Annotated in this window: 18 protein-coding genes and 1 tRNA gene; 9 read left to right on the forward strand and 10 right to left on the reverse strand. The window is 39.3% G+C overall.

The annotated features are described in order from the left end of the window. Positions 1 to 250 precede the first annotated feature (250 nt). The 5 genes from BV902_RS06725 to BV902_RS06745 all read right to left on the reverse strand — a co-directional run bounded on the left by BV902_RS06725 (position 251) and on the right by BV902_RS06745 (position 5,439). Positions 251 to 2,332 (reverse strand): S9 family peptidase, encoded by a 2,082-nt coding sequence (locus BV902_RS06725; RefSeq protein WP_075994655.1) that lies wholly within the window; start codon positions 2,330 to 2,332, stop codon positions 251 to 253. 182 nt (positions 2,333 to 2,514) lie between these two features. Next, positions 2,515 to 3,981 (reverse strand): cell envelope integrity protein CreD, encoded by a 1,467-nt coding sequence (gene creD / locus BV902_RS06730; protein ID WP_075991267.1) that lies wholly within the window; start codon positions 3,979 to 3,981, stop codon positions 2,515 to 2,517. Between the two features lie 4 nt (positions 3,982 to 3,985). Then, positions 3,986 to 4,477 carry a hypothetical protein gene (locus BV902_RS06735; RefSeq protein ID WP_075991268.1) on the reverse strand — a complete coding sequence of 164 codons (492 nt, stop codon included), beginning with the start codon at positions 4,475 to 4,477 and terminating at the stop codon, positions 3,986 to 3,988. 51 nt (positions 4,478 to 4,528) lie between these two features. Beyond that, the gene (locus BV902_RS06740) at positions 4,529 to 4,831 is read right to left on the reverse strand and encodes a winged helix-turn-helix domain-containing protein (protein WP_075991269.1); all 303 of its coding nucleotides are present in this window, start codon (positions 4,829 to 4,831) and stop codon (positions 4,529 to 4,531) included. Beyond that, positions 4,828 to 5,439, reverse strand: coding sequence for a hypothetical protein (locus BV902_RS06745; RefSeq protein ID WP_075991270.1), 612 nt, complete (start codon positions 5,437 to 5,439; stop codon positions 4,828 to 4,830). The genes BV902_RS06740 and BV902_RS06745 overlap by 4 nt, the downstream gene beginning before the upstream one ends. Positions 5,440 to 5,588: 149 nt before the next feature. Between BV902_RS06745 and BV902_RS06750 the strand changes: the two genes are divergently transcribed. Both BV902_RS06750 and BV902_RS06755 read left to right on the forward strand, forming a co-directional pair. Continuing rightward, positions 5,589 to 5,670: transfer RNA gene (locus tag BV902_RS06750), tRNA-Leu, on the forward strand. Positions 5,671 to 5,738: 68 nt separating this feature from the next. Then, complete coding sequence (locus BV902_RS06755; RefSeq protein WP_075991271.1) at positions 5,739 to 7,064, forward strand: trigger factor; 1,326 nt, start codon at positions 5,739 to 5,741, stop codon at positions 7,062 to 7,064. A gap of 321 nt (positions 7,065 to 7,385) precedes the next feature. Here the strand turns inward: BV902_RS06755 and BV902_RS06760 are convergent, their stop codons facing one another. Next, a complete protein-coding gene (locus tag BV902_RS06760) occupies positions 7,386 to 11,765 on the reverse strand; it encodes a translocation/assembly module TamB domain-containing protein (protein ID WP_157625922.1) in 4,380 nt (1,459 codons plus the stop codon). 52 nt (positions 11,766 to 11,817) lie between these two features. Here BV902_RS06760 and tsaD point away from each other — a divergent pair, with 52 nt between their 5' ends. Continuing rightward, positions 11,818 to 12,819 (forward strand): tRNA (adenosine(37)-N6)-threonylcarbamoyltransferase complex transferase subunit TsaD, encoded by a 1,002-nt coding sequence (gene tsaD, locus BV902_RS06765; RefSeq protein WP_075991273.1) that lies wholly within the window; start codon positions 11,818 to 11,820, stop codon positions 12,817 to 12,819. A gap of 69 nt (positions 12,820 to 12,888) precedes the next feature. On the opposite strand, the gene BV902_RS06770 is transcribed toward tsaD, so the two are convergent. After that, positions 12,889 to 13,710, reverse strand: coding sequence for a hypothetical protein (locus BV902_RS06770; protein WP_075991274.1), 822 nt, complete (start codon positions 13,708 to 13,710; stop codon positions 12,889 to 12,891). 72 nt (positions 13,711 to 13,782) lie between these two features. Between BV902_RS06770 and BV902_RS06775 the strand changes: the two genes are divergently transcribed. Together BV902_RS06775 and BV902_RS06780 are read left to right on the forward strand one after the other, a co-directional pair. Continuing rightward, positions 13,783 to 14,691 (forward strand): energy transducer TonB, encoded by a 909-nt coding sequence (locus BV902_RS06775; protein ID WP_075991275.1) that lies wholly within the window; start codon positions 13,783 to 13,785, stop codon positions 14,689 to 14,691. A gap of 131 nt (positions 14,692 to 14,822) precedes the next feature. Then, positions 14,823 to 15,329, forward strand: coding sequence for a hypothetical protein (locus BV902_RS06780; protein WP_075991276.1), 507 nt, complete (start codon positions 14,823 to 14,825; stop codon positions 15,327 to 15,329). Between the two features lie 189 nt (positions 15,330 to 15,518). Here BV902_RS06780 and BV902_RS06785 read toward each other — a convergent pair whose 3' ends face one another. From BV902_RS06785 to aspS, 3 genes are all read right to left on the reverse strand, one after another. Next, positions 15,519 to 16,655 (reverse strand): acyltransferase, encoded by a 1,137-nt coding sequence (locus tag BV902_RS06785; RefSeq protein WP_075991277.1) that lies wholly within the window; start codon positions 16,653 to 16,655, stop codon positions 15,519 to 15,521. A gap of 72 nt (positions 16,656 to 16,727) precedes the next feature. After that, complete coding sequence (locus tag BV902_RS06790) at positions 16,728 to 18,116, reverse strand: LutB/LldF family L-lactate oxidation iron-sulfur protein (RefSeq protein ID WP_075991278.1); 1,389 nt, start codon at positions 18,114 to 18,116, stop codon at positions 16,728 to 16,730. A 97-nt stretch (positions 18,117 to 18,213) separates the two neighbouring features. Beyond that, on the reverse strand, positions 18,214 to 19,965 hold the full coding sequence (aspS, locus tag BV902_RS06795) for an aspartate--tRNA ligase (protein ID WP_075991279.1): 1,752 nt from the start codon (positions 19,963 to 19,965) through the stop codon (positions 18,214 to 18,216). A gap of 435 nt (positions 19,966 to 20,400) precedes the next feature. On the opposite strand from aspS, the gene mraZ reads away from it, so the two are divergent. Genes mraZ through BV902_RS06815 form a run of 4 tightly spaced genes read left to right on the forward strand, consistent with a single transcriptional unit; the run spans position 20,401 to position 24,336 of the window. Further along, on the forward strand, positions 20,401 to 20,862 hold the full coding sequence (gene mraZ / locus BV902_RS06800) for a division/cell wall cluster transcriptional repressor MraZ (protein ID WP_070564930.1): 462 nt from the start codon (positions 20,401 to 20,403) through the stop codon (positions 20,860 to 20,862). Positions 20,863 to 20,866: 4 nt separating this feature from the next. Further along, entirely contained in the window at positions 20,867 to 21,781 is a 915-nt protein-coding gene (gene rsmH / locus BV902_RS06805; protein ID WP_075994656.1) for a 16S rRNA (cytosine(1402)-N(4))-methyltransferase RsmH, read from the forward strand. Between the two features lie 15 nt (positions 21,782 to 21,796). Beyond that, positions 21,797 to 22,210, forward strand: coding sequence for an FtsL-like putative cell division protein (locus BV902_RS06810; protein WP_075991280.1), 414 nt, complete (start codon positions 21,797 to 21,799; stop codon positions 22,208 to 22,210). A gap of 8 nt (positions 22,211 to 22,218) precedes the next feature. Next, entirely contained in the window at positions 22,219 to 24,336 is a 2,118-nt protein-coding gene (locus BV902_RS06815) for a penicillin-binding protein (RefSeq protein WP_075991281.1), read from the forward strand. The last annotated feature ends 2 nt before the right edge of the window (positions 24,337 to 24,338 follow it).

Here is a 24,338-nt window from a genome sequence, read left to right on the forward strand (position 1 = left end):
TAATAGCGGTAGACCCCTGTTGACACCCTGTTATACCCCTGTTAACCCCCTGTAAAACCCCTGTAAAACCCCTGTAAAACTATAACTTGATATTAATCGTTGGTTAATAGGAGCATGATACGGTCATATAAGGTGAAATAGAAACGCCACTCATCGAGTGGCGTTTCTAATCTGCTAAATTCAGCACTTTACAAGCGACTTTATTAGTCGCGAAAGTAGATGATCTTCCGATCTGATTTCAGCGTACTTTCTATAAGGTTTCTTTAAGCCAGGTAAAGAACTCTCTTTGCCAAACTTGTGCGTTTTGTCCGGACAGTACCCAGTGATTTTCATCCGGTAGGTAGACCAGACGGCTCTTAATTTTTTTGAGCTGAGCCAATTGGAATGCAGCAAGTCCTTGTCCGATTGGGACGCGATAATCTCTTCCACCCTGAAAGATCAAAATTGGTGTGTGCCAATTATTTGCTTTTTCAATCGGGTTGAATGCGGTATAGGATTTCTCATTTTTGCTATCCCAGTACGCTCCGCCCAGTTCGTGGTTGGCGAAAAAGAGTTCTTCTGTGGTGCCATACCAGCTTCTCATGTCGAATAAACCATTGTGCGCAATGAACGTTTTGAAACGGTTTTGATGCACGCCAGCTAGTTGATAAACAGAGTATCCACCATAACTAGCTCCAATCGCCGCGCGGCGTGTTGTATCTACATAAGACTCTTTGGAGATATCGTCTATGGCGGTCAAGTAATCCCGGATTGGCTGACCGCCCCAGTCTTGGGAAATAGCTTCATTCCATTTTACCCCCCAGCCAGGCATACCTCTACGGTTTGGAGCGATGACAATATAACCTTGTGATGCAATCAATTGTAAATTCCAACGGAACGAATAAAATTGTGTCAGTGCGGATTGAGGGCCGCCTTCACAGTAAAGTATCGTTGGATATTTTTTTGCAGGGTCAAAGTTTGGCGGATAGATTACCCATGAAAAAAGATCTGCTCCATCGGATGCCTTTGTAATACGCTTCTCAATTTTATTTTCGCTGATGCTTGCGTATTTTGCATCATTAACTTTGGTGACCGGAGTTAAAGATTTGGTTTTTAGATCAAAGCTAAAGATTTCTGTTGCACGGGTAAACTTTGTCGAGCTAACGATTAATTTGTCTGCTACTTGACCTACAATCCCGGTGATGTCAAAATCACCTTCCGAAATTTGACGTATTTTCGGTAAACTTTTAGCTTTAATGTTGGTCGGTACTTCAAGTTCAAATAGTTGAACGGTACCTTTCGTCGCAGCTGTAAAATAGATTTTGCGATTGTCACTGCTCCAGATAAAACTATTGACCGTACCATCCCAATGTGCTGTTAGGTTTAAACGAATTGAGCTGTTTTTGTCAAATAGCATGATGTCATTTTTGTCCGATTCATAACCATCGGTCTTCATGCTGAGCCAGGTTAGGCTTTTTCCATCGGGAGAATAGGTTGGGGCTGTATCGTACCCATTCATACCTTCTGTCAGGTTGGAAGTCGTTCCGCTGACGATATCATAGCGATAAATATCGGTATTGGTACTGACGGCATAGTCTGTTCCGAATTTCTTTTTACAGACATACAGCACTGCTTTGCTATCTGGAGACCAGGCAAAATCTTCGGCGCCACCAAATGGTGCCTGAGGGCTATAAAAGGCTTGGTCCTTCAATAGGTCTACCGGCTCACCAACTTTACCATCAATAAAACTCGCCACAAAAGGATGACTGAACTTACCATCATTGAAGGTATCCCAGTGCCTATAATCTAAGTTGTCATAGATATAAGCGTCTGACTTTGGCAATTCGGGATATTTATCTGTGCTGTGGTATTTTTTTACAAGAACGGACTGACTGAAGAGTATTTGTTTTCCATCAGGAGAAAATTTGACATTTTCTAAGGCGATATCACCATTTGTCAATTGAAGTGCTTCACCCTTAGATAGGTTCTTCTTCCATAACTGCCCTTTTAGTAAATAAATTACGTCGCCATTTGGTGCGATCTGAACGACTGTTTCACCGCCTTTCTGATCGGTGAACTGCTGGTTGGTACCATTGATCAGAGAAATCGTATATAGATTTTTTTCACTTGAATTGCTTTCCAAATTATAATTGGAAACACCATATACCAATGTTTTGCCATCTGCAGAAAGTCCTTCGGCCGAAACACGACCAAGATCCCAAAGTGTACTTGGGTTGATCGGTTGTGGCGATTCCGACACTAATTTAAAATTGCTTTTTCCACCTTTGCTTTCTTGCGCATTGCTTAGGTTGCACGCCATAATCGCTAATGTAAGTATTGTAAGTTTTTTCATCTGTTTAAACATATCTATGCCGCTGAAAAATTTCTTCGCAAGTTACAGAATTTGGTCATAAATGCTAAGGCAAGTAAAAAAATAGCCATCTCCTTCGTGTAGAAATGGCTTATGAGAATTATAAATCCCTATTTTTTTTAAGTAATATCTGAATCAAGACCCAGTAAAGTCGAAGATGTTGTCTATTGATCCACATGGCTATTGTCAAATTGATACCAGTTTATTTTTGTTGAAACGCGCATCAAAATCGCCAAAATGATAAAGATGCCAATTGTTCCAGCGATAAGGGAATAATCCCGAAGTTGCATCAGGATATAGATAAAGAGATAAAATAAAGCCAGAATTGAACTCAGCAACAGCGCCGATTTCTGGTCTTTGGTAATTGATTTAATGAAACTGCCAATCAGCATAACTGTCGCCACGGAAGCGGTTAAATAAGCTAGATTAAATCCAATATGCTCGGAAAGTGCGAGTAGTAAGGTGTAAAAAAGAACCATTGCTGCTCCAATTAGAATATATTGGATGATATGGATCCGTTTTTTCTTGATCACCTCGGTGAATAGGAGGGAAGTAAAAGTCAGAATGATGACTAAAATACCATATTTGGCAACCCGCGTTGTTTTTTGATAGTTGTTGATATCTGGTAAGAAGTTAATTGTAATCATGTCCGTGTTATCCAATAGGTTATTTGCAGAGGCAAGTGTAGTGGTGGCAGTTTGTGCTGCTTTTTGTTCGTTGTCCTCATTTCCATTTTCGAGCTTGTTATCGAACTGATAGATTGGACGGGCATCGCCAGTCCATTGTTGGGGTAGCTTCCGACTGAAAGATGGGATTTCCCATGAAGCCGAAAAATTGGATGTTTCGGTATTACGTTTGCTCGGTAAAAATGCACCAGTGAAACTTGGATTAGCCCAGTTACCCTTAGCCTGGATGTTTGTCTGATCACTAAGAGGGAGGAAATTCAATGATTTGGATCCTTTTAAGTTTAGCTTAATCTTGAAACGATTGTCCGTTTTCTGCGGATCCAAAGATACCGGACAGACTAAATTTTGAGTGAATAATTTGAGATTATTAAAGTCTGGATCGAAAGTTAACTCGTTACCATCCCAATTCAAGGATGGGCGCTTGCCTAAGCCTTTAAAATCCTGGATACCGAAAATAAGCTTGCTGCCTTTCCAGTCAATTTGCTCATGAGGGACCTCGAGTTTTTCTAGGGATATTTTGTCAAAGGAACCTTCTAATGTGATGTTGCTGTTGTAAACTACGGTATTATAAATACCTCTAGCGAGATGTTGTGGCGTTATATCTGTTGCGATATTGGAAGTTTTGGGTAAGACAAATATCCATTCCAGCTCTTCTCTAAGGTTAGATTTCTCGGCTTTTTCGGCAGAAAGTGGGATAGTCTCGCGATAGGGGATGGCGAGTACAGGGCTTGAGATAACCTGGTCCTTTCCCCAATTTAATGTAATTCCGTCCGATACTTCCTGTTCGCGGTTTTTCCGCTCTTCAATCAAATCGCTGATTAAGGCTAGCGGAATAAGTAGTATGAGGGAAAGAAAGAAAATGACAAATAGCTTTAGTACAGTAGAATTACTGATTTTCTCAAAAATTGAGGTTTGCTCTGTCGGAGATGAATTGTTGTAGTCCATGAATTTAACGGTTTAAGTTAAGTTGAATGTTTTTGCTGTATAAGGCAATTTGAAGCTCCGTTAATTGCCAATGAAGGATTTCTTTAAATTCTAAATGATGAAAGCTCTGGAGCGATCGCCCCTTTTGAAAATGTTTTTTGTAATAACCGAAGTATTCAGGAAATAAGGTACCGCCAATAAAAATCATTGCCATGAGATACAGACTCATCTTTCCATTACCAAGCAAAAGGAATTGCATGGCAATTTCATCTTGTATCTCTGTTCCGGTTTCAGTCAGGATATGAAAAACATCGTGATTTTCCAGTTTGGGCATGACATCGAAACCTTTACTTTCATAAAAGAGCCCCAAATTATAGCCGATGCTTCCAATAGGGTAGGTCATGAAATCTGCTTTAGAGATTCCCCAGGCTTTTTTGTTCCATTTAAAGATGTTTGCATATACTTTGGAGGACCAATTGTAGAGATGCAGCATCAGTTTCAATCTAATTCCTTTCATTTAATTACGTTTTAAAAGTACTTTGGTTTTCAAAGTAAATGGATAAAAAAATTATTTGTATTGCTGTTTTATTAAATTTTCAAGTGCAATAAGGTGATTTTCAAAGGCTTTAAGTCCTTTTGTTGTTCTTTTGTATCTGGTGTTCGGCTTCCGGTCGACAAAGCTCTTTTCGACAATAATGTATTCTTCTTTTTCCAAAGTTTTTAGGTTGGAGGCAAGGTTACCATCGGTTACATCCAACAGTTCTTTCAATGAATTAAAATCATATTCTTCATTGGCAGCGAGAACACTCATAATTTGGAGGCGAACTCTGTTTTCAAATATTTTGTCATATAAGGAAAGATCTAATTTCACGATTCGTACTTTTTGTAAACGATAAAACCATAGATGATGTGTAGTACACCAAATCCCAATCCCCATAATAGTAATCCGATTTCTGGAAAACATATACCAATCAAACCTAGACAGATTTCCAGTATACCCAGGCCTTTTGCTTCGGCAAAGGTATAGATACTTCCAGCGGTCAGTGCCAGTCCATAAAAGATCAGCAGCATGGCCGCAATCAGCTGGTAGTAGCCTTGGACAAAAAACAACAAGGATATCACGCCACCCGTTAGTAAGGGGATTGAAACTGCAAATAAAAGAGATTTGCTTGTAATGTTCCAAATCGACTGCTTATTTTTTCTCGCCTTTTTACGTGCCATTAGCCAGCCGGTCACCAGGGATGATAAGAGGACGATGAGCGAAATCATTAAAAACAGTAGGGGCCTATTCAGATTTTGGCCCAAGAGTAGAGCGGTACTTTCGGGTTGGTGTATAATATAGTATCCCAATAGCGTTCCCACCAACGCATAACAGCCCATGAGTACACCTGATAATCCGCTTATTGAAACAAATTTGGACGATTTTTCCATTAATGATCTGATCTGCCCAAGTTCTCTAAATAAATCTTTCTGTTCCATAAAAGTACTTTGATATTCAAAGTAAATGAATAATAATGAATTATGCAAGGGGTTGGGAGAATATTGAAAAAAAATAAAAAAAAGAGTAGAAAATACTTGCAGGATATAGGTTTGGTTTCTATCTTTGTGGCATCAAAAGAAATCCTAATGCGGAAGTGGCGTAATTGGTAGCCGCACCAGACTTAGGATCTGGCGCCGCAAGGCGTGGGGGTTCGAGTCCCTTCTTCCGCACTTGATGTCCTCCCGAACTTAAAACCTCGGGAGGATTTTTTTATGAATGCGATATAGCTAAAAAGAGTATGAATATTTCACACGAGAATGTAGATGCAATCAATGCGGTAGTCAACGTCGCATTAGCACCTGAAGATTATAATCCTCAAGTCGACAAAGAGATTAAAGCGCAAGCTAAAAAAGCAAAATTACCAGGGTTCCGTCCAGGTCAAGTTCCAGTGGGACATATCAGACGTACTTATGGTAAATCTATTTTATTTGATGAGATCAATAAATTAGTGAATGAGAAAATCACTAATTATATTGCTGAAAATAAATTAGAAGTTTTAGGTCAACCACTTCCTTTGGAAGATGATGCACAGTACAGCTGGGATTATAAAGACAATTTCAACTTCAAATATGAAATTGGTCTTGCTCCTGCTTTTGAATTACCTTTTACTGCTGAGACTGAATTTACTTCGTACGAAATCAAAGCTGATGAAGAGACATTGGCAGATCGTATCAAGAACTTGCGTCGTAGCTATGGAAAAATGACTAATCCAGAAGTATCTGAAGAAGGTGATGTATTGTATGCAACATTGAAACAAGATAAAGAAGAAGGTCTAGAAAAAACAACTTCTATCCGTACAGATATCGTAGAAGATGCTAAGATTAAAAAATCATTAGTTGGTCTTAAAAAAGACGATGTTGTTAAGATTGATGTTAAAAAAGCATTCAAAACTGAAGATTTAGCACGTATCTTAGGTATAACTGAGGAAGAAGCAACTGCTTTAGACGTCACTAAATTTGAATTGACTGTTAAGAATATCAACCGCTTAGAAGAAGCTGATCTTAACCAAGAATTTTTCGATAAATTATTCGCGGAAGGTGAAGTAACAGAAGAAGCTCAATTCACAGAAAAAGTGAAAGAAGAAGTTGAGAATTTATTCAAACAAAATTCAGATCAAAGATTACGTAATGATATGTATACTTTTGGTATGGAGAAGGTTGATGTATCTTTCCCTGAAGAGTTCCTGAAAAGATGGTTGAAAGCAACTAACCCTAGCATTTCTGAAGAAGAATTGAACGAAGGTTTTGCTGATTTCTTGAATAATTTGAAATGGACAATCATCGAAAATCGCGTTGTTACTGAAAATGGTCTTGAAGTTAAATATGATGAAGTTATCAATTTAGCAAAAGAACGTATCTACGCGCAAATTAAGATGTACAACATCAACGAAGAGCCTTCTGATGAGCAGTTGAACCAATTTGCAATTCAATTGTTGCAAGATAGAGAACAAGGTAATCGTTTGTTCGAAGAAGCTAAAGCTTTAAAAGTATTTGATCACTTGAAAGGTTTAGTGAAATTGAATGCTAGTGAAATTGAATACAAAGAATTCGAGAAATTGGCATAAGCGATTTTTAAAATAAAAAGAAAGTCCCTCCGATCTATTTGGAGGGACTTTTTTATTTTCAATGCAGCGCGTCGCCTGGTGGCAGCTTAGACACTATTCGTTTATTGTTGTTCAGATCATCCACAGATCGTCTGTGTAAGCCGTTGTATGGAGCTGAAATACAATATCTGCTGGTGGAATCGAGACGGACTCCCAGAATAGGGATTATGTGTTTGGGATAGAAGTTGGTCTGCTTGAGTTGAACGAACTCAGCCTGAGCTGAAAGAGGTGTGCTGGAATTGGAAGAGACCTGTTAAAATAGCAAAGAACTATTCCGAAAGGTTAATTGACCTTGCTTTTCTTTGTTTCTGTAGGAGCTGTCGTAATCGTCTTCTTGCCAAAAGGGAATAGCCTTTTCAAGAACTCGGAGAAGGTGTTGAATTCCTGCCGATAGAGCAATCCGAAAGCACTAATATATTCGCCGTCGTTGGGGCTAAGAAGAAAGTTGCGTGTATTTAGTCGATTGGAAGCACGTAAGACCAAACGTCCGTCTTTTCTTAAATAAAACATAGCTTCGGCATCGGTTGAGACCCGATCTGAAAATACATTCAAATCCGTTAGAGCCTGACTTCTACGGTCGGAGATACCTCCTGTCAAAACAAGCCTGTCGTTGAATAGGCGTAGTGAGGCAGATGCATCATTTAAAGATTTGATATTAATATCAAAGAAATTGATGTTAAGCGATTGGGCTATGATGTTGTTGATCTGGTTGAACGCTATTTCAGTTCCCGCAGATAACAAGGTATTGTTTACTTCTTTACCGAAGTCTGTTTGTGTACCAGGTGTAAAACTACGTCTCACGATTAGGCTAAGCGCTTGTTGATTGACATTGTTGGCATCTGAAAAGTATCCTTGTAGTTCATCCTTAACCCCGGGGTTTTGTGGAAAGTTGATATCAAACGTGATTTCCGGCTGACTTAACTGCCCTTTTAGGATCATGTCGGCCTGTGCCAATACACGCTCGGGGTTTTCTTCCCGGCCTGCGGCATTGTACAAAGGCGCTAAGCTTGTTCTTTGTTGGTAGATGGCATTGATATTAATATTCGCTTCGGTTGGGTTTCCTGCCCATCGCACGGTACCGCCTTCTTTGAGATCAAAAATCTTGTTGATGTAATCTTGGGCGGTGAAATTGAATTTTCCGCTGTTTATGATAAAATCCCCAAACATTTCAAAATCTCCCAATGAAGATATCCGCATGTTGAGATTGCTGTTTCCCCTTCCTGATAATTCGCCCATACTGGAGAATAAATTTATTTCGGCATTCGGGTTTATCAAGAGGTCCATATTCATGGTCAGACCGTTGAAATCTCGTTTTTTTGTGTTTTTCTTCATTTTGGTCGAATCCTTCTCAATAAAGTAGATAAAGTCGGTATCTGAGATCGTACTGGCGCTATTGAAAGGGATATTGATAACAGTATTTTCTTCGGATTTAGCACGTATATTGATGTTCATGGCCGACGTTAGTCCTTTAAACTGGAAGGTTCCCGAAGCGTAAGCGGTTCCGTAGTAGACGTTATTGTCCTTTACCGTGGTATTTAATACCATGAAATTCTTCGTTTCTGCAGTTACATCGATATCGGGATCACTCAATTTGTTGAGATCTACAACGCCATCAATGGTTGCTACATTGTTTTTTGAATCGTATACTTTTAGCCCTGTGAGAAAGATACGGTTATTGGTAACCGCAATTTCGTCAGAAAGTCGGTAGGGTGTTTTGAGGTAATTGATGACCATTGAAGCGTTATCCAATTTTCCGGAACCCGTAATTTTAGGATTCAGGATGTCTCCTTCAATAGCAAGATCTGCAGTGACCTTGCCTTGCATATTGGATACTAAGCTTCGTAAAAATGGTTGAAAAACAAATACATCTGTATTTTCCACTTTAGCTTTCAGATTAAGCTTATTGTTTTCACTTAAATGGTTATAGGAACCTTGTAAATGAATTAATTTATTTCCTTCCTCTATCTTGCTGTCTAGTTTTACCAGTTGATTCTCGGGGTCGTAGTTGGCACTCAGGGCTAGTGAGCCGATGGGAATATTGTTATAGAGGATAGGTGAAGTTTTTATATTGGCGACAATAAAGGGTGCTTTGAATACGGAATTAACTTCAATATTTCCGTTTAAATTGCCGGAGAGATTGATGCCATGGGGCTTAGTAATACCATTTAAAGATGTAAGATTAAAGTCCTGAAATTTGAGATTGATCTGATCACTGACTTCATTCGACAGGATGCCATTGATGTGGACTTTTTGTTCGTCATGACTCAGTGTCAGTTTTTCAAAGTACCATTTTCCTTTCGATATTTTCAATTGTGCATCATTATTGACAAGCCATCGCTCTCTATTGATTAAGATATTCGATGGATAGAAATTGATATAGGCAGGTTTGGCATGGGCGAAGCGTATGACGCCATTAAGATCCAGACTATTGCTTGCTTCAAGTTCCGACATTTTGATGTTAAATTGTAAACTGTCGTTTGCCAAAGTGTTTGAAATATTGACGTTTTTGATATAGGTACTGTCGGTGAAATTTATGCGATCGATAGAGGTCTGCAATTCCATATTCTTCAAATTGGCATTTTGATCGACAATAAGGTGAGTTAGTCGAATGCCGTTGTATTTGAATTCGGGTGCGTAAAAGTTAAAACTAGCCGTTTGTTTTTCACTTTCAAATTTTGCATTGAGCGTTGCACCGCTGTCTAACGCGATATCCTTTCGAAAGAATGTTGCGATAGGCTTAAAAGAAGTTATATTAATATTCAGGTCAAAGTCCTGGCGATTAAAAATGTTGTTTTCAAACCCGATTGCGGGAGCGTAGCGCATGGCTAAAGCTTTAAAATAAGGAACAATTGTATTGAGGTCTATTCTTCCTTTGAGATCAATGTGTCCGATAGCTGACTGCAAGGTTAGGGAGCGTGCATTTTCATCGCCCTCGGCAAGGAAATTGATGTCGCGGATGACGAATTGGCCCTTAGAGGAAGTGAAATTGACACTGTCTGATTTAAATTCACCGGTAATATTATTGATGTTGTCCCCAATTAAACTGGTGTGGAATTTCGTGTTAATAATGTTGATGGAATCTCCCTGAAAGAAGTTGAGTTTCTTTAGATTTGCTTGTTGGATATCAGCATCCAGGTGATAGTTGGGTTTGACAGACCAATCGATATCTGTGGTAAACTGTAGTTTTAAATTTGGATCATATATTTGCCCTGAAACAAGAATTAACTGTTTCTCTGTATTTCCTTCAATTTGTATATGTTGATAACTGTAATTCTTGTAATTGAAATTACTGAGATCTCCTTTTATCTTTAGGCTCATTTTCTTAGGATCGGTACCTGTTCCGTCAACCTGTAAATTGAAGCCTGTTGCTCCCAGATCTTTTAATTTTGTTATCGTACCTACATCGAATTTTTTAGATTGAAAATTGCCCGCATATTTTATTTCCTTCTGGATATCCAGTAAGGCATCAGCCTCAACATTCCCGATCGCAGTCGTGAAAACTCCCTTTGTCTTAAATTTATTGTATAATCCATTTAGGCTGCCTTTGAATGAAAATTTGTCGAAGATCTGGACAATTTCAGGAAGTTTGAAATTTTTTAGATTTCCGAGATCTGTAATAACTGCATTTAAGTCTTTGTGCTCAGAAGAAATTGCTATACTGGGAATAATAAATTTAGTTTTGTCAATATCTGGTAGACCGATAATCTGAAGATCGCCTGCTAAACTAGTTTTTTTTCCGATTGTTAAATCGACCTGTGATGCGTTGATGGAAGATACAGTTCCTTCTAGATTTGCCCGCTTGATATTGGCGTCAAATTTGACTTGGTGCATAGGCGAAGAAAAGAAAGCAATATCCTCGGAGTGAATACGGGAGTCCCGTGCACGAAGTTTTACATGAACTTTATTGATGAAGTCCGAAAAATCGTCAAAGCTGTTGTAGCTAAGTTTGATGTAATTTTTGAATGTAGAACGGTTGGTGGCTAGCATAAGCTCACTGAGCTCGATACTTGTATTGCTTACCGTCGTTTGGCCAAGAAGGCCTTTGATCTCTAAACCCTTCTTTTCGCGAAGATTGAACGTCTTGATGTTCGCTGAAATTTGATTAGAATCGATTTTTATCTTATCAAAATGGGCGTTAAGTTTGGAAATCCCTAAATCTCCAAAGTCGACCACTTTATTGTAATGTTTGCGTCTATGGTTAACATAGTTAAACGCATTGTTCGTAATAACAAGTTCCTTTATATCGAAGATGATTTTTTTTGAACTTTTCTTTTTATCTTTCTTAGGTGGGTTGAAATAACGAATTAAAAATGAAATGTTTGAGCTGTCCTGAAATTGCTCAAAAGTCGCTTGGGTATCCTCAATGGTTAGTTTGTTGATCACAATCTTGTTCAGTTCAATGAACTGAGAAAGGTTGACGTTGGCTTCTAACCTTCCTGATTTTAATATTTCTTTTCCCTGTGGACTATAGAGTTGAAAATCTTCTACTACAATAGATTTAAAAGGTTTGAAATAGATACTTTTGAGGCTTATTTTGGTGTTTAGTTCGTTGGATAAATAGTCTACAGCTTTTTGGGCAACATAATTTTGTACCGGTTTCAACTGTAGTGATAACGCCAATGCAAGCAGTATAATGAATATACTACCAAGGACTATTGACACTATTTTAATTATTTTTTTGATACTTTTGTATTAAAATTTATTACCTCAAGCTATGGCTATTATTTTAGGGATTGAATCCTCTTGTGATGAAACCTCCGCTTCTATCTGTATTAACGGTGAAATTCGTTCAAATGTTATTGCAACTCAGGCAATCCACGCAAAATATGGTGGCGTGATTCCCGAGCTTGCTTCACGTGCTCATCAACAAAATATTATTCCAACAGTGGAAGAAGCCATTCGCCAAGCAAAAGTAAGCAAAAATCAAATAGATGCAGTGAGTTTTACGCGGGGACCTGGATTATTAGGTGCACTTTTGGTGGGAACCTCTTTTGCTAAATCATTTGCACTTGCACAGAATATCCCTTTAATAGATATAAACCATATGCAGGCGCACATCCTGGCTCATTTTATTGAGGATCCGAAGCCTAGTTTTCCGTTTTTATGTCTTACTGTTTCTGGTGGTCATACGCAAATTGTGTTGGTGAAAGATTATTTTGAAATGGAACTTTTGGGAGAAACATTGGATGACGCGGCAGGGGAGGCTTTTGATAAAACAGCTAAAATCCTGAATCTTCCTTATCCCGGTGGACCGCTCATCGATAAATTTGCAAAAGAAGGTAATCCGGCAGCTTATCGGCTTCCTGAACCACAGATCCCTGGTTTAAATTTTAGCTTTTCAGGATTGAAGACCGCGATATTATATTTGGTCCAAGATCAATTGAAGCAGAACCCGGATTTTCTGACCCACAATATGGCCGACTTATGTGCTAGCGTGCAATCCCGTATTGTATCAATCCTGCTGAATAAATTAAAGAAAGCGGCAAAAGAGACAGGGGTAAAGGATCTTGCCATTGCAGGTGGCGTTTCGGCTAATTCTGGCCTGAGACAGAGCTTAATTGAAATGGGGGAGAAATACAAATGGCGGGTCTTCATACCAAAATTTGAATACTGTACGGATAATGCAGCGATGATTGCCATTGCGGGCTATCATAAATTTCTAAAGAAAGATTTTGTAGGTCAGGACGTCGCTCCTATGGCTAGGATGCACCTGTAGCAACTATTGAAATCTTGAGTTTCCCCGGGCACTGTCCTTTTGTACTGGGGAAACTTAAAATTCTTTATTTTATAAAGGGGAACTATACCCATAGGCCTGTGCCATAGAGTTAAATAAGTTTTTCTTCGGCTGGTAAAAGTTTAGTTCATACCCCTCAGCACCCCAAAAGATACTGATAAAACTAATTCCTTGCTCAGAACGCAATACTGTTAGTATCTGAAAAGCCTCGTTGTCAAACTGACCGCCATCATCAACACGCCAAGTGCTGATATCATCGTATAAAGCCGGGAAATCCAAATTGATCAGCTGTTCGTCCTTTGCGTAGGAAAATACAGCTAAAGCAGAATCTTGTTGATTTTCAAATACCGTAAGATTAAACTCGGACTGATCACTGAGGATGGCAACTGTCGTACTTTTATTAATCTTCCTATTGTATTTCTTCTCAAGCTGCTCCTTAATCGCTGAAGATGTTTCTTTTTGAACTTTTGTAAACTGCTCAATTTTGTACTGATCTAAAAAAGCCTTGTTGACAAGCATGCCAAATTCGCCTGATTTAATTGCGTCACTAATTTTAAATAACGAACCTTCACTATTCGCGAAGTTCTGCGCGGTCTGTCTTCCGTTACTCTCTTTGTTATCCATTTTATTCTGAACAAACTCAAGGGGGCTAACTTGGTTTTCCACAATGACATAATTATATTTTTCCGGACCCTCCATTGCTTGATCCATAGGAAGAGCGATTAGTGAGTCCTTTTGCTGGTTTAAAAAACCAAAATATGGCGAAATTGTCTCTTCCTTATTTTCATGCTTAATTGCAGTCTTGGATTGATTTTGATTGTTACCACAAGCATATAATGTAAGTAGAAAAATAGCTGAAAAAAGTGACTTCATAAGTATTTTGAATTTTTTTGTGAAATATAAGGCTTTCGCTCATCATAATGAAAAGATTTAAACTTTAATGTTATGATGAACTCTAAATTGAATATCTACCGCAAAGAATGGCTGGACGTTATTTTTGCTGGTCGTAACAAAATGTATGGTGCTTACGAGTTGCGAAATCTCTCTGATAAAGCAACAAATGTGGGTTTGGGAATTGTTGTTTCTTTTGCAGTTTTGCTGATCGCAGGATCCTATGCATATAATAAATATTTTAAGCAAACTGTTCCGCCCGTGATTTATACAGTACAAGATATTGGGCCCGACATGCTGGAAGAAATTCAAAAGAAGGTAGAGGAGAAAGAAGAGGTTCCTGAAGAACCTGTCATGATGAAGGAGAAAGCCCCGCAGCAGGTTGCCCAAGATGTATCCAAATTTGATCTGGTTAGAATGCCTGATATAAAAGTGGCGAAAGCAAATCAAGTTACGGAAGAACTTGTGAGTCAGGATGAGTTGAAAAATCCCAATACAATGACCTCAAGGATCACATTGAAAGCAAGTCCATCGGGAACATATATTGCGCGTGGTGAATTTGGTTCTTCAAAAAGAGATGGTGATATTACTGGTTCTAAAGATGGTTCATTATCCGGAGGCGGAACTGATGATAATTCTAACAGTACATTTACATCAGTAGAAATTATGCCAACACCTGTAGGGGGGCTGCCTGCCTTTATGAAGTGGATTGCCGAGAATTATAACTTTCCACAACAGGCTTTGGATCAAGGGGTATCTGGTGTTATAGAGGTTTCTTTTGTCGTTGAAAAAGATGGATCACTGACAGATATTGCTGTTAAACGTGATATGAAATTTGGTACGGGAGATGCTGCTATAAACTTATTGAAGAAAGCGAAAAAATGGAAACCAGGGGTGCAAAATGGACTTAAAGTGCGTGTAGCGTATACATTACCGATCCGTTTAAGTGCTGTCTCACAATAAATGCTTCTTAACTTTATTTAACAGATCATCAATTAAACTTTCGATAGCCACGAGGACTCTTACTGATAAATAAGCTGAAAAAGAGTACTTATTAAAAAGAATGATTGTTGGTTTTATAAAAAAATAAAGAAATGAAAAAGTTGATGTTAAGTTTGGCGTTATCTGGATTGATGTTAGCCGGTTTCGCTCAAGAAAAAAAAGATGTTAAACCAGAAATGAAAGAAATGCAAACTTCCGTGCATAAACATAAAATGGGAAGAACGCGCGATGGTTTTAAAAATAAAACTCCAGAGGAAGTTGCAAAGATGAAAACTGATCGCATGGATCAAAAATTGAAATTTACAGATAAACAGCGTAAAGATATCTATGCCTTTAATTTGAAGCAAGCAAAAGACCATCAAAAAATGGCTGCTGAACGTCAGGAACATCGATCAAAAATGAAAAAACAACGTGTGGCAGAGCATGAAAAAATGATGGGAATGTTAACTCCAGAGCAACAAAAAACGTTAAAGGATTCCTACGCTGAAAATCGTAAAATGCACAAAGAACATTGGAAAAAAGACAGACAGCTAAAAAGAAAAGACTTTAAAAAAGGTGAAGTAACTAAAACAAATGAGGCAGACGTAAAAGCGTCGTAAAAATTAAACAAGAATAGTTTTCATATTAAATATTGGTGAGTGTTAGTAGAGGAGGGAACCGTTGGTTCCCTCTTTCTTATTTATGTAAGCTCATGCTTAATACCTAAGCTCATCATTTGTTCGACGTGTTTTGTCTAGCTCAAAGGTTACACGATTGCAAAACGCTTCGGTATCCCCATCAGGATGCGCTTATTTGATAAACCTTCTTGTTATTGAATTACTATCCATCAGCTTGGTGATCAGGAAACTTAAGCTAAAACCTAAGAGCGCTATGGAGAAAATTTTCAATGTGGCTGGAAGAGTAGGAATAGGCAAGAAGATGTCTGTCAATGCTTGAACAATGATAAAATGCACTAAGTAAATACCAAACGTGGCTGATGAAAGACGTTTTATCCATTTAGATTCGGGTATCTTCAGCTTTTGAACGACAAGAAAAAGAGCAATGGTCATGAACGCTACGTTGATATTACAGAAATACCAGATAACCTCGAGATTGGCATAATTTCCTGGATAGTACTTTTGAGTCGCCAAGAAGCCAAAAAATGTGGCTAAAAATCCAACGATAAATAAAGGTAAGGCAATCGCTATGGTCTTGGTGATAGACCATTGAAAAGGATAGTTGACCAGATAATAAGCCAACACAATGTAACCCAGAAAACCTGAAAAATAGTAGAAGGTGCCAAATTCATTCCAGTTACAGACTCCCCAGATCCCCATCTGGTCATAGTTGCCCGCATTTCCCAATGTTGGAGCTATCATTTTTATGTATGGAATGAGGAGTGTGACCATCCAGAATGCAAGAAAATATTGAATGTCTTTTTTTGTTGCCTGATTCAACCAGCTGCCAATGATAGGTATGATGAGGTATAAACCAATTAACATGTACATGTACCAAAGAGGGGTAGTATCGTAGTTAAAATTAAAGATTGCTGTATAAATTTTTGTAATCGTTGCTTGCATCGTAAAATTATTCATATCGATCAAAGCACTGGGACTACTTTTAATAAAGTTCAGGTATACAAAAAAAGCTATTGGCAATACAATTGACCAAAAGATAAGTGGGACAATTATTCTTCCGATTCTCTTTTTATAAAAGGTAGCCAGATCGGTTTTAACGGGAAATAGGAGGATACCTGACATCATCGCAAATAAGGGGACACAGGCGCGAACAATACTTCCCCAGAACACACCTTGGTGAAAGGTGCTGCTGTTGTCAAATGTTCCGACAAAGGCGTCGCAGCTATGGGATATGAGTACCATAAAGCAGGCAAGAATACGTAAGAAATCAATCCAGGGAAGATAAGTTTTTGTATTTTCAGAAGTCATTTGTATTGAGGTTTGGGAGCGAAGCTAACAAAAAAAGTGGCATTAGTTTGATCGTCTAATGCCACTTTTTTGTTATTCTTTATTTTTTTGATGTTCTTTCCATTGTTTGGAGAAAGATTTGTCGGCCAATTTGGGTAGTTCCCGTTGATCTCCCCAAGTTTTCTGAAAGAGTTTTTTGAGAAAGAAATTTTTGAATTTCCCACCAAAAAAATCGATTAGTTTTCTTCGCATTATCCCGTAGGTGAACCACTGCCATACTTTTTGTTCCGTTTTTGTTGCCAGACCCTGATAGACTGAATCTTTTCTGTTGACGAGAAGCATGCGCTGTATGTCAATACCAACAGGGCAGACCTCAGTACATTTTCCACAGAGCGTGGAAGCGTAGCTTAGGTGTTTAAATTCCTTCATACCATTCAAATGTGGCGATATGAGCGATCCAATTGGTCCCTGATATGTCGTTTCATAGGTATGTCCACCGATGTTCTGGTAGATTGGACATACATTCAAACAGGCGCCACAACGGATGCAGTACAAACCCTGACGTTGTTCTTTTTGCGCTAAGAGCTTGCTGCGGCCATTGTCAAGCAGTATAACATACATTTCTTCGGGGCCATCTGATTCATAAGGCTGTTTTGGCCCAGTGAGTAGCGTGTTGTATACCGTTAGATTTTGACCCGTGCCATGTGTGGATAGGAGTGGCCAAAAGACTTCTAAATCTTGTACGTTAGGAATGATTTTTTCTATTCCAACGACGGCAATATGTGTTTTGGGGAAGGTCGATGTCAATCGGGCATTTCCTTCATTTTCGGTAATTGCTATACTTCCAGTTTCTGCAATTAAGAAATTGGCTCCGGTAATCCCAATTTCTGCCGATAGGTAGCGATCTCGAAGTAATTCACGGGCCTTCATTGTAAGTTGCTCCGCAGATGCATCTAGCGGTGTGTCAAATTTCTCGTGAAAAAGCTTGGCAATATCTTCCAGGCTCAAATGCATGGCCGGCGTAACAAAATGATAAGGTTTTTGATCCAGCAGCTGAATGATATACTCGCCAAGATCAGTTTCTATGGCTTCAATATTTTTGGAGGCCAGAAAATGATTAAGCTCGATCTCTTCTGTCGCCATCGATTTTGACTTTACAACAGATTTTGCTTTTTTACGCGCAATGATCGAATAGATTTCGTCCAAGGCTTCCGTAGCATCATTGGCCCAGATTACTTTTCCGCCCCGAGCCGTGAAGTTTGCTTCAAATTGCAACAAATAGCGATCGAGATTTTCCATGACCTTCCATTTGATCAGGCTCGCTTTTATCTTGCTATTTTCAAGGTCCGCAAATTTGCTCTTGCCTTTTTCGAAAGCCATGCTGTATTTGTCGATATTGTAATTGATAATATCGCGGTGTTTGGTGTCAAATGCTTTTTGCGCACTTTCCTTAATAAACGTATTAGCGGTACTCTCTGCCATCTAATCTGCTAATTTTTCACAAAAAAAAGTTGGTAAAAATTACCAACTTTTAAATATACTGTTAATAAATTGTTTCTCGAAAATCGAGTTAAATAATTTATGCTTTTATCGCAATATTTAAGCTTAGCTCGTCCAGCTGCTCCTGGTGAATGGTTGACGGTGCGTCAATCATAACATCTCTTCCCGAGTTGTTTTTTGGGAAGGCAATGACGTCGCGGATAGAATCTAAACCTGCCAATAAGGATACTAGACGGTCAAAACCAAAAGCCAATCCGCCATGTGGGGGAGCTCCGAAAGTAAAGGCCTCCATAAGGAATCCAAATTGTTTTTTTGCTTCTTCAGGACTGAATCCTAAATGTTTGAACATGAGCGATTGAAGCTCTCTGTCATGGATACGGATTGATCCACCACCTACTTCTACACCGTTTAAAACAAAGTCATAGGCATTTGCCCTTACTTCTCCGGGATTGGTATCTAAAAGCGGTATATCTTCCGGTTTTGGTGAAGTGAATGGGTGGTGCATTGCATGGAAACGGCCACTTTCTTCGTCCCATTCCAATAGAGGGAAATCAACGACCCATAATGGAGCAAAGGTTTCTTTGTTGCGGAAACCAAGTTGTGACGCAACTTCAAGGCGTAATTCATTGAGTTGTTTGCGAACTTTGTCTGTTCCACCAGCCATAATTAACAATAAGTCGCCAGGTTTCGCGTGGAACGCTTCCGCAATTGTGGACAGTTGTTCTGGCGTGAAAAATTTATCAACGGACGACTTCACTGAACCATCTTCATTCACACGCGCATATACCAAGCCCGTAGCACCAATCTGAGGACGTTTGATAAAATCGGTCAAAGCATCCAGTTGTTTTCTGGTATAATGTGCACAATTTTCCGCATTGATACCAACCACTAACTCTGCTGCATCAAATACAGGAAAACCTTTTCCTTTGGCAACCTCGTTTAGTTCAACGAACTGCATTCCGAAACGGATATCCGGTTTGTCTGATCCATAAAGGCGCATTGCATCTGCGTAAGTCATACGCGGAACATTGCCTAAGTCGATACCTTTGATTGTTTTGAAGATATGTTTTGCAAGCCCTTCAAAGATATTTAACACATCTTCCTGTTCTACAAAAGACATTTCACAGTCTATTTGCGTGAACTCTGGTTGACGGTCTGCACGCAAATCTTCATCACGAAAACATTTTACAATTTGAAAATAGCGATCAAAACCTGAAACCATCAATAATTGTTTGAAGGTTTGTGGGGATTGTGGTAACGCATAAAATTCTCCAGGATTCATACGGGAAGGTACGACAAAATCGCGTGCTCCTTCTGGAGTTGATTTAATCAGATATGGGGTTTCTACTTCCAGGAAGTTTTGGGAGTCAAGATAACGGCGTACCTCTTGTGAGGTCTTATGACGTAAAATAAGGTTTTCACGTACCGGGTTACGACGTAAATCCAGGTATCTGAACTTCATTCTGATGTCATCACCACCATCTGTTTCATCTTCTATTGTAAAAGGGGGTAATTTAGCAGCATTTAATATTTCAAGATTTGAAACCTTGATTTCAATGTCTCCAGTGGAGATTTTAGCATTTTTATTAGAGCGTTCGATAACTTCTCCGGTTACCTTGATGACATATTCTCTTCCGAGCTCACGGGCACTTGCGCGCAAGGAAGCATCATCATCTGCATTGAACGTTAATTGTGTGATACCATATCGGTCTCTAACATCGATGAAAGTCATACCGCCCAAATCGCGCGATTTTTGAACCCATCCACTTAGGGTAACCGTTTTCCCTAAGTCAGCTAGTGTTAATTCTCCACAAGTGTGTGTTCTGTGCATATCGTTATGAAAATTATATTTGACGCAAAATTATTGGTTTTACTCGACAATAACGAATTCTGTTCAGGTTATTTGAGTAGCATTCTCCCACTTTCTTCCACATCTTTTGTTTCTGTTTTTATTGTCTCCCACTTTGCCCCCTTTTGGTAGAAAAATTGGGTAAAATTAAATTTCTAAAGAGGAAATTTTTACAATTCATTTCTGATTTTGATAAAAAAAAGAGCGAAAAATCGCGTCTAGTGTAATAGTTTGTTTTGCTGATAAATTGGGGTTTAACTGCTTGTAAATAAGGTTTTATGTAGGTTTTATTCCAAGAGTACTTCTGTTTGTTGTAGCTATTTTTCGATGTGGAAAACTTTTTTATGTGATAAAGTGGGGGAAAGTGGGAGAAAGTGTATACTTTTACATTTAAATTAGAATAGGATAATTGACGACATGACTCAGTTGATCGGAGAATTCGAATGCAAGTTAGACGCCAAAGGAAGAATGGTGTTGCCAGCTGCGCTCAAGAGGCAAATGCCTCATGTAGAGCGGGATGGCCTTGTAGTGAATCGCGGTTTTGAGAAACATCTGGTATTTTATCCAAGAGAAGAGTGGGATTTGATGACGGCTAAGCTGGCGAAATTGAATCAGTTCGATCCTAAAGTACGGGCGTTTGTTCGTGCTTTTACGCGCGGCGCCACGGAATTGACATTGGATGCTGCGGGGCGTGTTTTGTTACCTAAAAGTTTGTTGGAATTTGCGGGTATAAGCACGGAATTGGTTTTGGCTTGTCAGTTTAATAAGATTGAGGTTTGGTCAAAAGAAGGGTATGAGGAATTGATGGGTGATGGTGGAGTAGAGGATATATCATCTTTGGCGGCAGAGGTAATGGGGGATATTAATTTTGGACTATAAGCGTATGGAGAATGTATATCATGTTCCGGTAATGTTGCAAGAATGCATGGATGCTTTGGCTATTAAGCCGGATGGTGTCTATGTGGATGTAACTTTTGGTGGTGGTGGTCATTCTCGGGAGATTTTGAAGAGATTGGGGCCAAAAGGGAAACTGTTTGCTTTTGATCAGGATCCGGATGCATTGGAGAATGCAATTGACGATCCTCGTTTTACATTGATACATCAAAATTTTAGGTTTTTAAAGAATAGCCTTCGGTTGGAAGGAGTGCGTTCTGTAGATGGTATTTTGGCAGATTTAGGTGTTTCCTCGCATCAATTTGATGCGGCTGATCGTGGGTTTTCTATTCGCTTTGACGCGGATCTGGATATGCGTATGGATCAAGTTGGTGATTTAGATGCGAAGTCGCTTTTGGCGACTTATTCGGAGGAGGATCTTCACCGCATTTTTGGGATGTATGGTGAAATCATGAATGCCAAGTCGCTTGCGAAAACAATTGTTACTGCGCGTTTGACACAGCCAATCCAGACTGTTGCCGAATTGAAAGAGGTGATTCAACGGATGGTTCCCAAAGGTAAAGAACATAAGTATCATGCGCAGGTGTTTCAGGCGCTTCGTATAGAAGTGAATCGCGAGCTGGAAGCCTTACAGGAATTTTTGTTGCAAACAGTTGATGTGCTACATGTTGAAGGTCGATTGGCGGTGATGTCCTATCACTCTCTGGAGGATCGTTTGGTCAAAAATTTTATGGCCAAAGGAAAGTTTAAAGGAGAGGTTGAAAAGGATTTTTTTGGAAATGAAATTAAACCATTTCATGTGCTGAGCCGTAAAGCAATTACGGCATCTGCGCAAGAGTTGGCGTTAAATAATAGATCGCGCAGTGCGAAACTGCGTATTGCTGAAAAGTTGGATTTGTCTTAAAAATGGAGCGAGAGGATGAGCAGAAATACGATAAGACAGAAAGAATTGAGTGAAGAAGTTCAGGAGGAACTACAAGAAACTGTCGAAGAAAAGGCGGAACAAACAGAAGCGTTTATTAAAACGCTTTTTACCGTTGGAGACCTTTCGTTAAACAAAATATTGCAGTACTTGCCGTTTGGAGCTTTTATCGCTTTTCTGATGTTGTTGTATATTTCCAATCGTCATTTTGCAGAGCGAACTATTCGGAGTATCGATAAAGTGAGTAAAGAGGTGAAGGAATTGGGCTGGGATCATAAATCGCTCTCCGCCGAACTGATGAAAATGTCTACACAGACAGAAATTGCCAAACGTGTAGATTCGCTGGGATTGAAAGAGCGTGTGGAGCCACCGATCAAAGTTGAAGTTATAGAGAATAAGGAAGATAAATAGGAAGAGTTATGAGTATCAGAAATACGATTCTTGTTCGTGTCTATTTTGCTTTTGGGCTTATCGTACTACTTGCGTTTTTGGTATTTGGAAAAATGACAAAGTTGCAGTATGTCGATGGAGAGCATTGGAAAGCTTTAGCGGATAGCCTTTCTATACAGGAACGAGAGGTGGAGGCTGCTCGTGGTAATATCTATTCAAATGACGGAAGCTTGTTGGCTACATCAGTGCCTGAATATGAGCTTCGTTTTGATGCAATGGCTATTCCGGAAGAGAGTGAAGAGTATTTCAATTTGAAAGTTGACTCCTTGGCTATTAAACTTGCTGATTTTTTTAAAGATAAATCATCGCGGCAGTATTTGACATTATTAAAACAGGCGCGCAATAAAAAACAACGCTATTTGTTGCTCAAACGTAATGTGTCACATCAGGATTTAAAACGGGTAAAACAATTTCCTTTACTTAAATCTGCTCGTGTCAACAAGGAACGTTTTCCAAGTTGTTTGATTACAGATAGGCAGAATAAGCGCATCTTACCTTTTGTCAATCTCGCTGCGAGAACCATCGGTTATAAAAATGTGAAAGAAGATATTCATGTTGGACTGGAAGGTGCGTATGGAGAATATATCGACGGAAAAAGCGGGAAGAGGTTAATGCAGCGTATAGCCGGTGGAGTATGGATTCCTGTTAACAAAGATATTGAGGTTGCCCCGGTTGATGGGTCTGATATTATCTCGACCATTGATGTGAATATGCAGGATATGGCGCAAAGGGCCTTGGAGAAGCAGATGATTACGAGTAACGCGGATGAGGGCTGTGTGGTGATGATGGAGGTGAAAACAGGAGAGGTGCGTGCGGTGGCCAATTTTATGCGCGATAAAGATGGGGTCTATCGTGAAAAGTTTAATCTTGCGATTGCGCAAAGTGCAGATCCAGGTTCAACATTTAAGTTGGCTTCTTATTTGGCTTTGATTGATGATAAGAAAATAGACTCGAGTACAACGGTGAACATTGGTAATGGTAACTGGCCAATTTACAAGCATACCATTCGTGATTCACACGCGCCTAAGAAGTCTATAATTTCTGCGAAAAGGGCCTTTGAGGAATCGTCAAATGTGGGTGTTACTAAATTTGTTTATCAGGCTTATAAAGATAACCCAGATCAGTTTACATCAAAACTGCATTCTTTCGGTTTTGGAAAAACGCTAGATCTGCAGATTCCAGGCGAAGGAGTTCCCTTGGTAAAATCTTCGAAAAGTAAAAGCTGGAGTGGTTTGTCGCTGGTGCAGATGGCTTATGGTTATGAAATGAAAATTACGCCGTTGCAAACGTTGACATTTTATAATGCTGTCGCAAATAATGGTAAGTTGATAGCGCCGCTATTTGTTAAAGAAATTCGGCATTTAGGAAATACAATTCAAACGTTTCAAGCGAAAGTCATTAATGAAAAGATCGCATCGGATCATGCTTTAGCAGAGGTGCGGGGAATGATGGAAGGTGTTATGACTGAAGGGACAGGTAGAAGTGTTGCTAGCCCATTGTATAGCTCTGGTGGTAAAACAGGAACGGCACAGATGGCTGATGGCTCGAGAGGGTACGGTGCTAGACGATATCAATCTTCATTCGCTGGGTATTTTCCAGCTGAAGATCCAAAATATTCCATTATTGTCGTGATTCGTAATCCGAGAAATGGATATTATGGTGCATCGATTGCAGGTCCTGTATTTAAAGAGCTTGCAGACATGGTATATGCAAACGATATGGAAATGGAGGGGAAAAAGACGTTTAAAGCAGTCAATGTGGGCGGAAGAATGCCATTGACTTTGCAGGGGTCGAAGGAAGCTAGTAAAAAAGTGTACAATAAGTTGGGGATTAATACCGTGAATTGGGATACGATTGCGCGGGGAGAGGTGGATACCTCGACACGAGGCGTACCATTCATAGATTTAAAATATAAAGAAGGAATTGTTCCGAATGTTGTCGGAATGGGATTGATGGATGCTTTATATGTTGTGGAGAATGCCGGATTTAAAGCGCACGTGACAGGAAAAGGAAGAGTGGGAATGCAGTCGTTAGCTGCAGGGCAGAAACTGCCTTTTGGAACGGCGATAAATTTAGAACTTAAGTAGTA

The organism is Sphingobacterium sp. B29 (genome assembly GCF_001952815.1).
GTDB lineage: Bacteria > Bacteroidota > Bacteroidia > Sphingobacteriales > Sphingobacteriaceae > Sphingobacterium > Sphingobacterium siyangense.

What these genes read in the sequence shown, in the direction of transcription:
- aspS (WP_075991279.1), bottom strand. Translation starts at nt 19,965, where the DNA reads ATGCACAGAACACACACTTGTGGAGAATTAACACTAGCTGACTTAGGG.
- BV902_RS06735 (WP_075991268.1), bottom strand. Translation starts at nt 4,477, where the DNA reads ATGAAAGGAATTAGATTGAAACTGATGCTGCATCTCTACAATTGGTCC.
- BV902_RS06755 (WP_075991271.1), top strand. Translation starts at nt 5,739, where the DNA reads ATGAATATTTCACACGAGAATGTAGATGCAATCAATGCGGTAGTCAAC.
- BV902_RS06810 (WP_075991280.1), top strand. Translation starts at nt 21,797, where the DNA reads ATGAGCAGAAATACGATAAGACAGAAAGAATTGAGTGAAGAAGTTCAG.
- BV902_RS06770 (WP_075991274.1), bottom strand. Translation starts at nt 13,710, where the DNA reads ATGAAGTCACTTTTTTCAGCTATTTTTCTACTTACATTATATGCTTGT.
- BV902_RS06745 (WP_075991270.1), bottom strand. Translation starts at nt 5,439, where the DNA reads ATGGAACAGAAAGATTTATTTAGAGAACTTGGGCAGATCAGATCATTA.
- BV902_RS06790 (WP_075991278.1), bottom strand. Translation starts at nt 18,116, where the DNA reads ATGGCAGAGAGTACCGCTAATACGTTTATTAAGGAAAGTGCGCAAAAA.
- BV902_RS06785 (WP_075991277.1), bottom strand. Translation starts at nt 16,655, where the DNA reads ATGACTTCTGAAAATACAAAAACTTATCTTCCCTGGATTGATTTCTTA.
- BV902_RS06775 (WP_075991275.1), top strand. Translation starts at nt 13,783, where the DNA reads ATGATGAACTCTAAATTGAATATCTACCGCAAAGAATGGCTGGACGTT.
- creD (WP_075991267.1), bottom strand. Translation starts at nt 3,981, where the DNA reads ATGGACTACAACAATTCATCTCCGACAGAGCAAACCTCAATTTTTGAG.
- BV902_RS06725 (WP_075994655.1), bottom strand. Translation starts at nt 2,332, where the DNA reads ATGAAAAAACTTACAATACTTACATTAGCGATTATGGCGTGCAACCTA.
- mraZ (WP_070564930.1), top strand. Translation starts at nt 20,401, where the DNA reads ATGACTCAGTTGATCGGAGAATTCGAATGCAAGTTAGACGCCAAAGGA.
- tsaD (WP_075991273.1), top strand. Translation starts at nt 11,818, where the DNA reads ATGGCTATTATTTTAGGGATTGAATCCTCTTGTGATGAAACCTCCGCT.
- rsmH (WP_075994656.1), top strand. Translation starts at nt 20,867, where the DNA reads ATGGAGAATGTATATCATGTTCCGGTAATGTTGCAAGAATGCATGGAT.
- BV902_RS06815 (WP_075991281.1), top strand. Translation starts at nt 22,219, where the DNA reads ATGAGTATCAGAAATACGATTCTTGTTCGTGTCTATTTTGCTTTTGGG.
- BV902_RS06780 (WP_075991276.1), top strand. Translation starts at nt 14,823, where the DNA reads ATGAAAAAGTTGATGTTAAGTTTGGCGTTATCTGGATTGATGTTAGCC.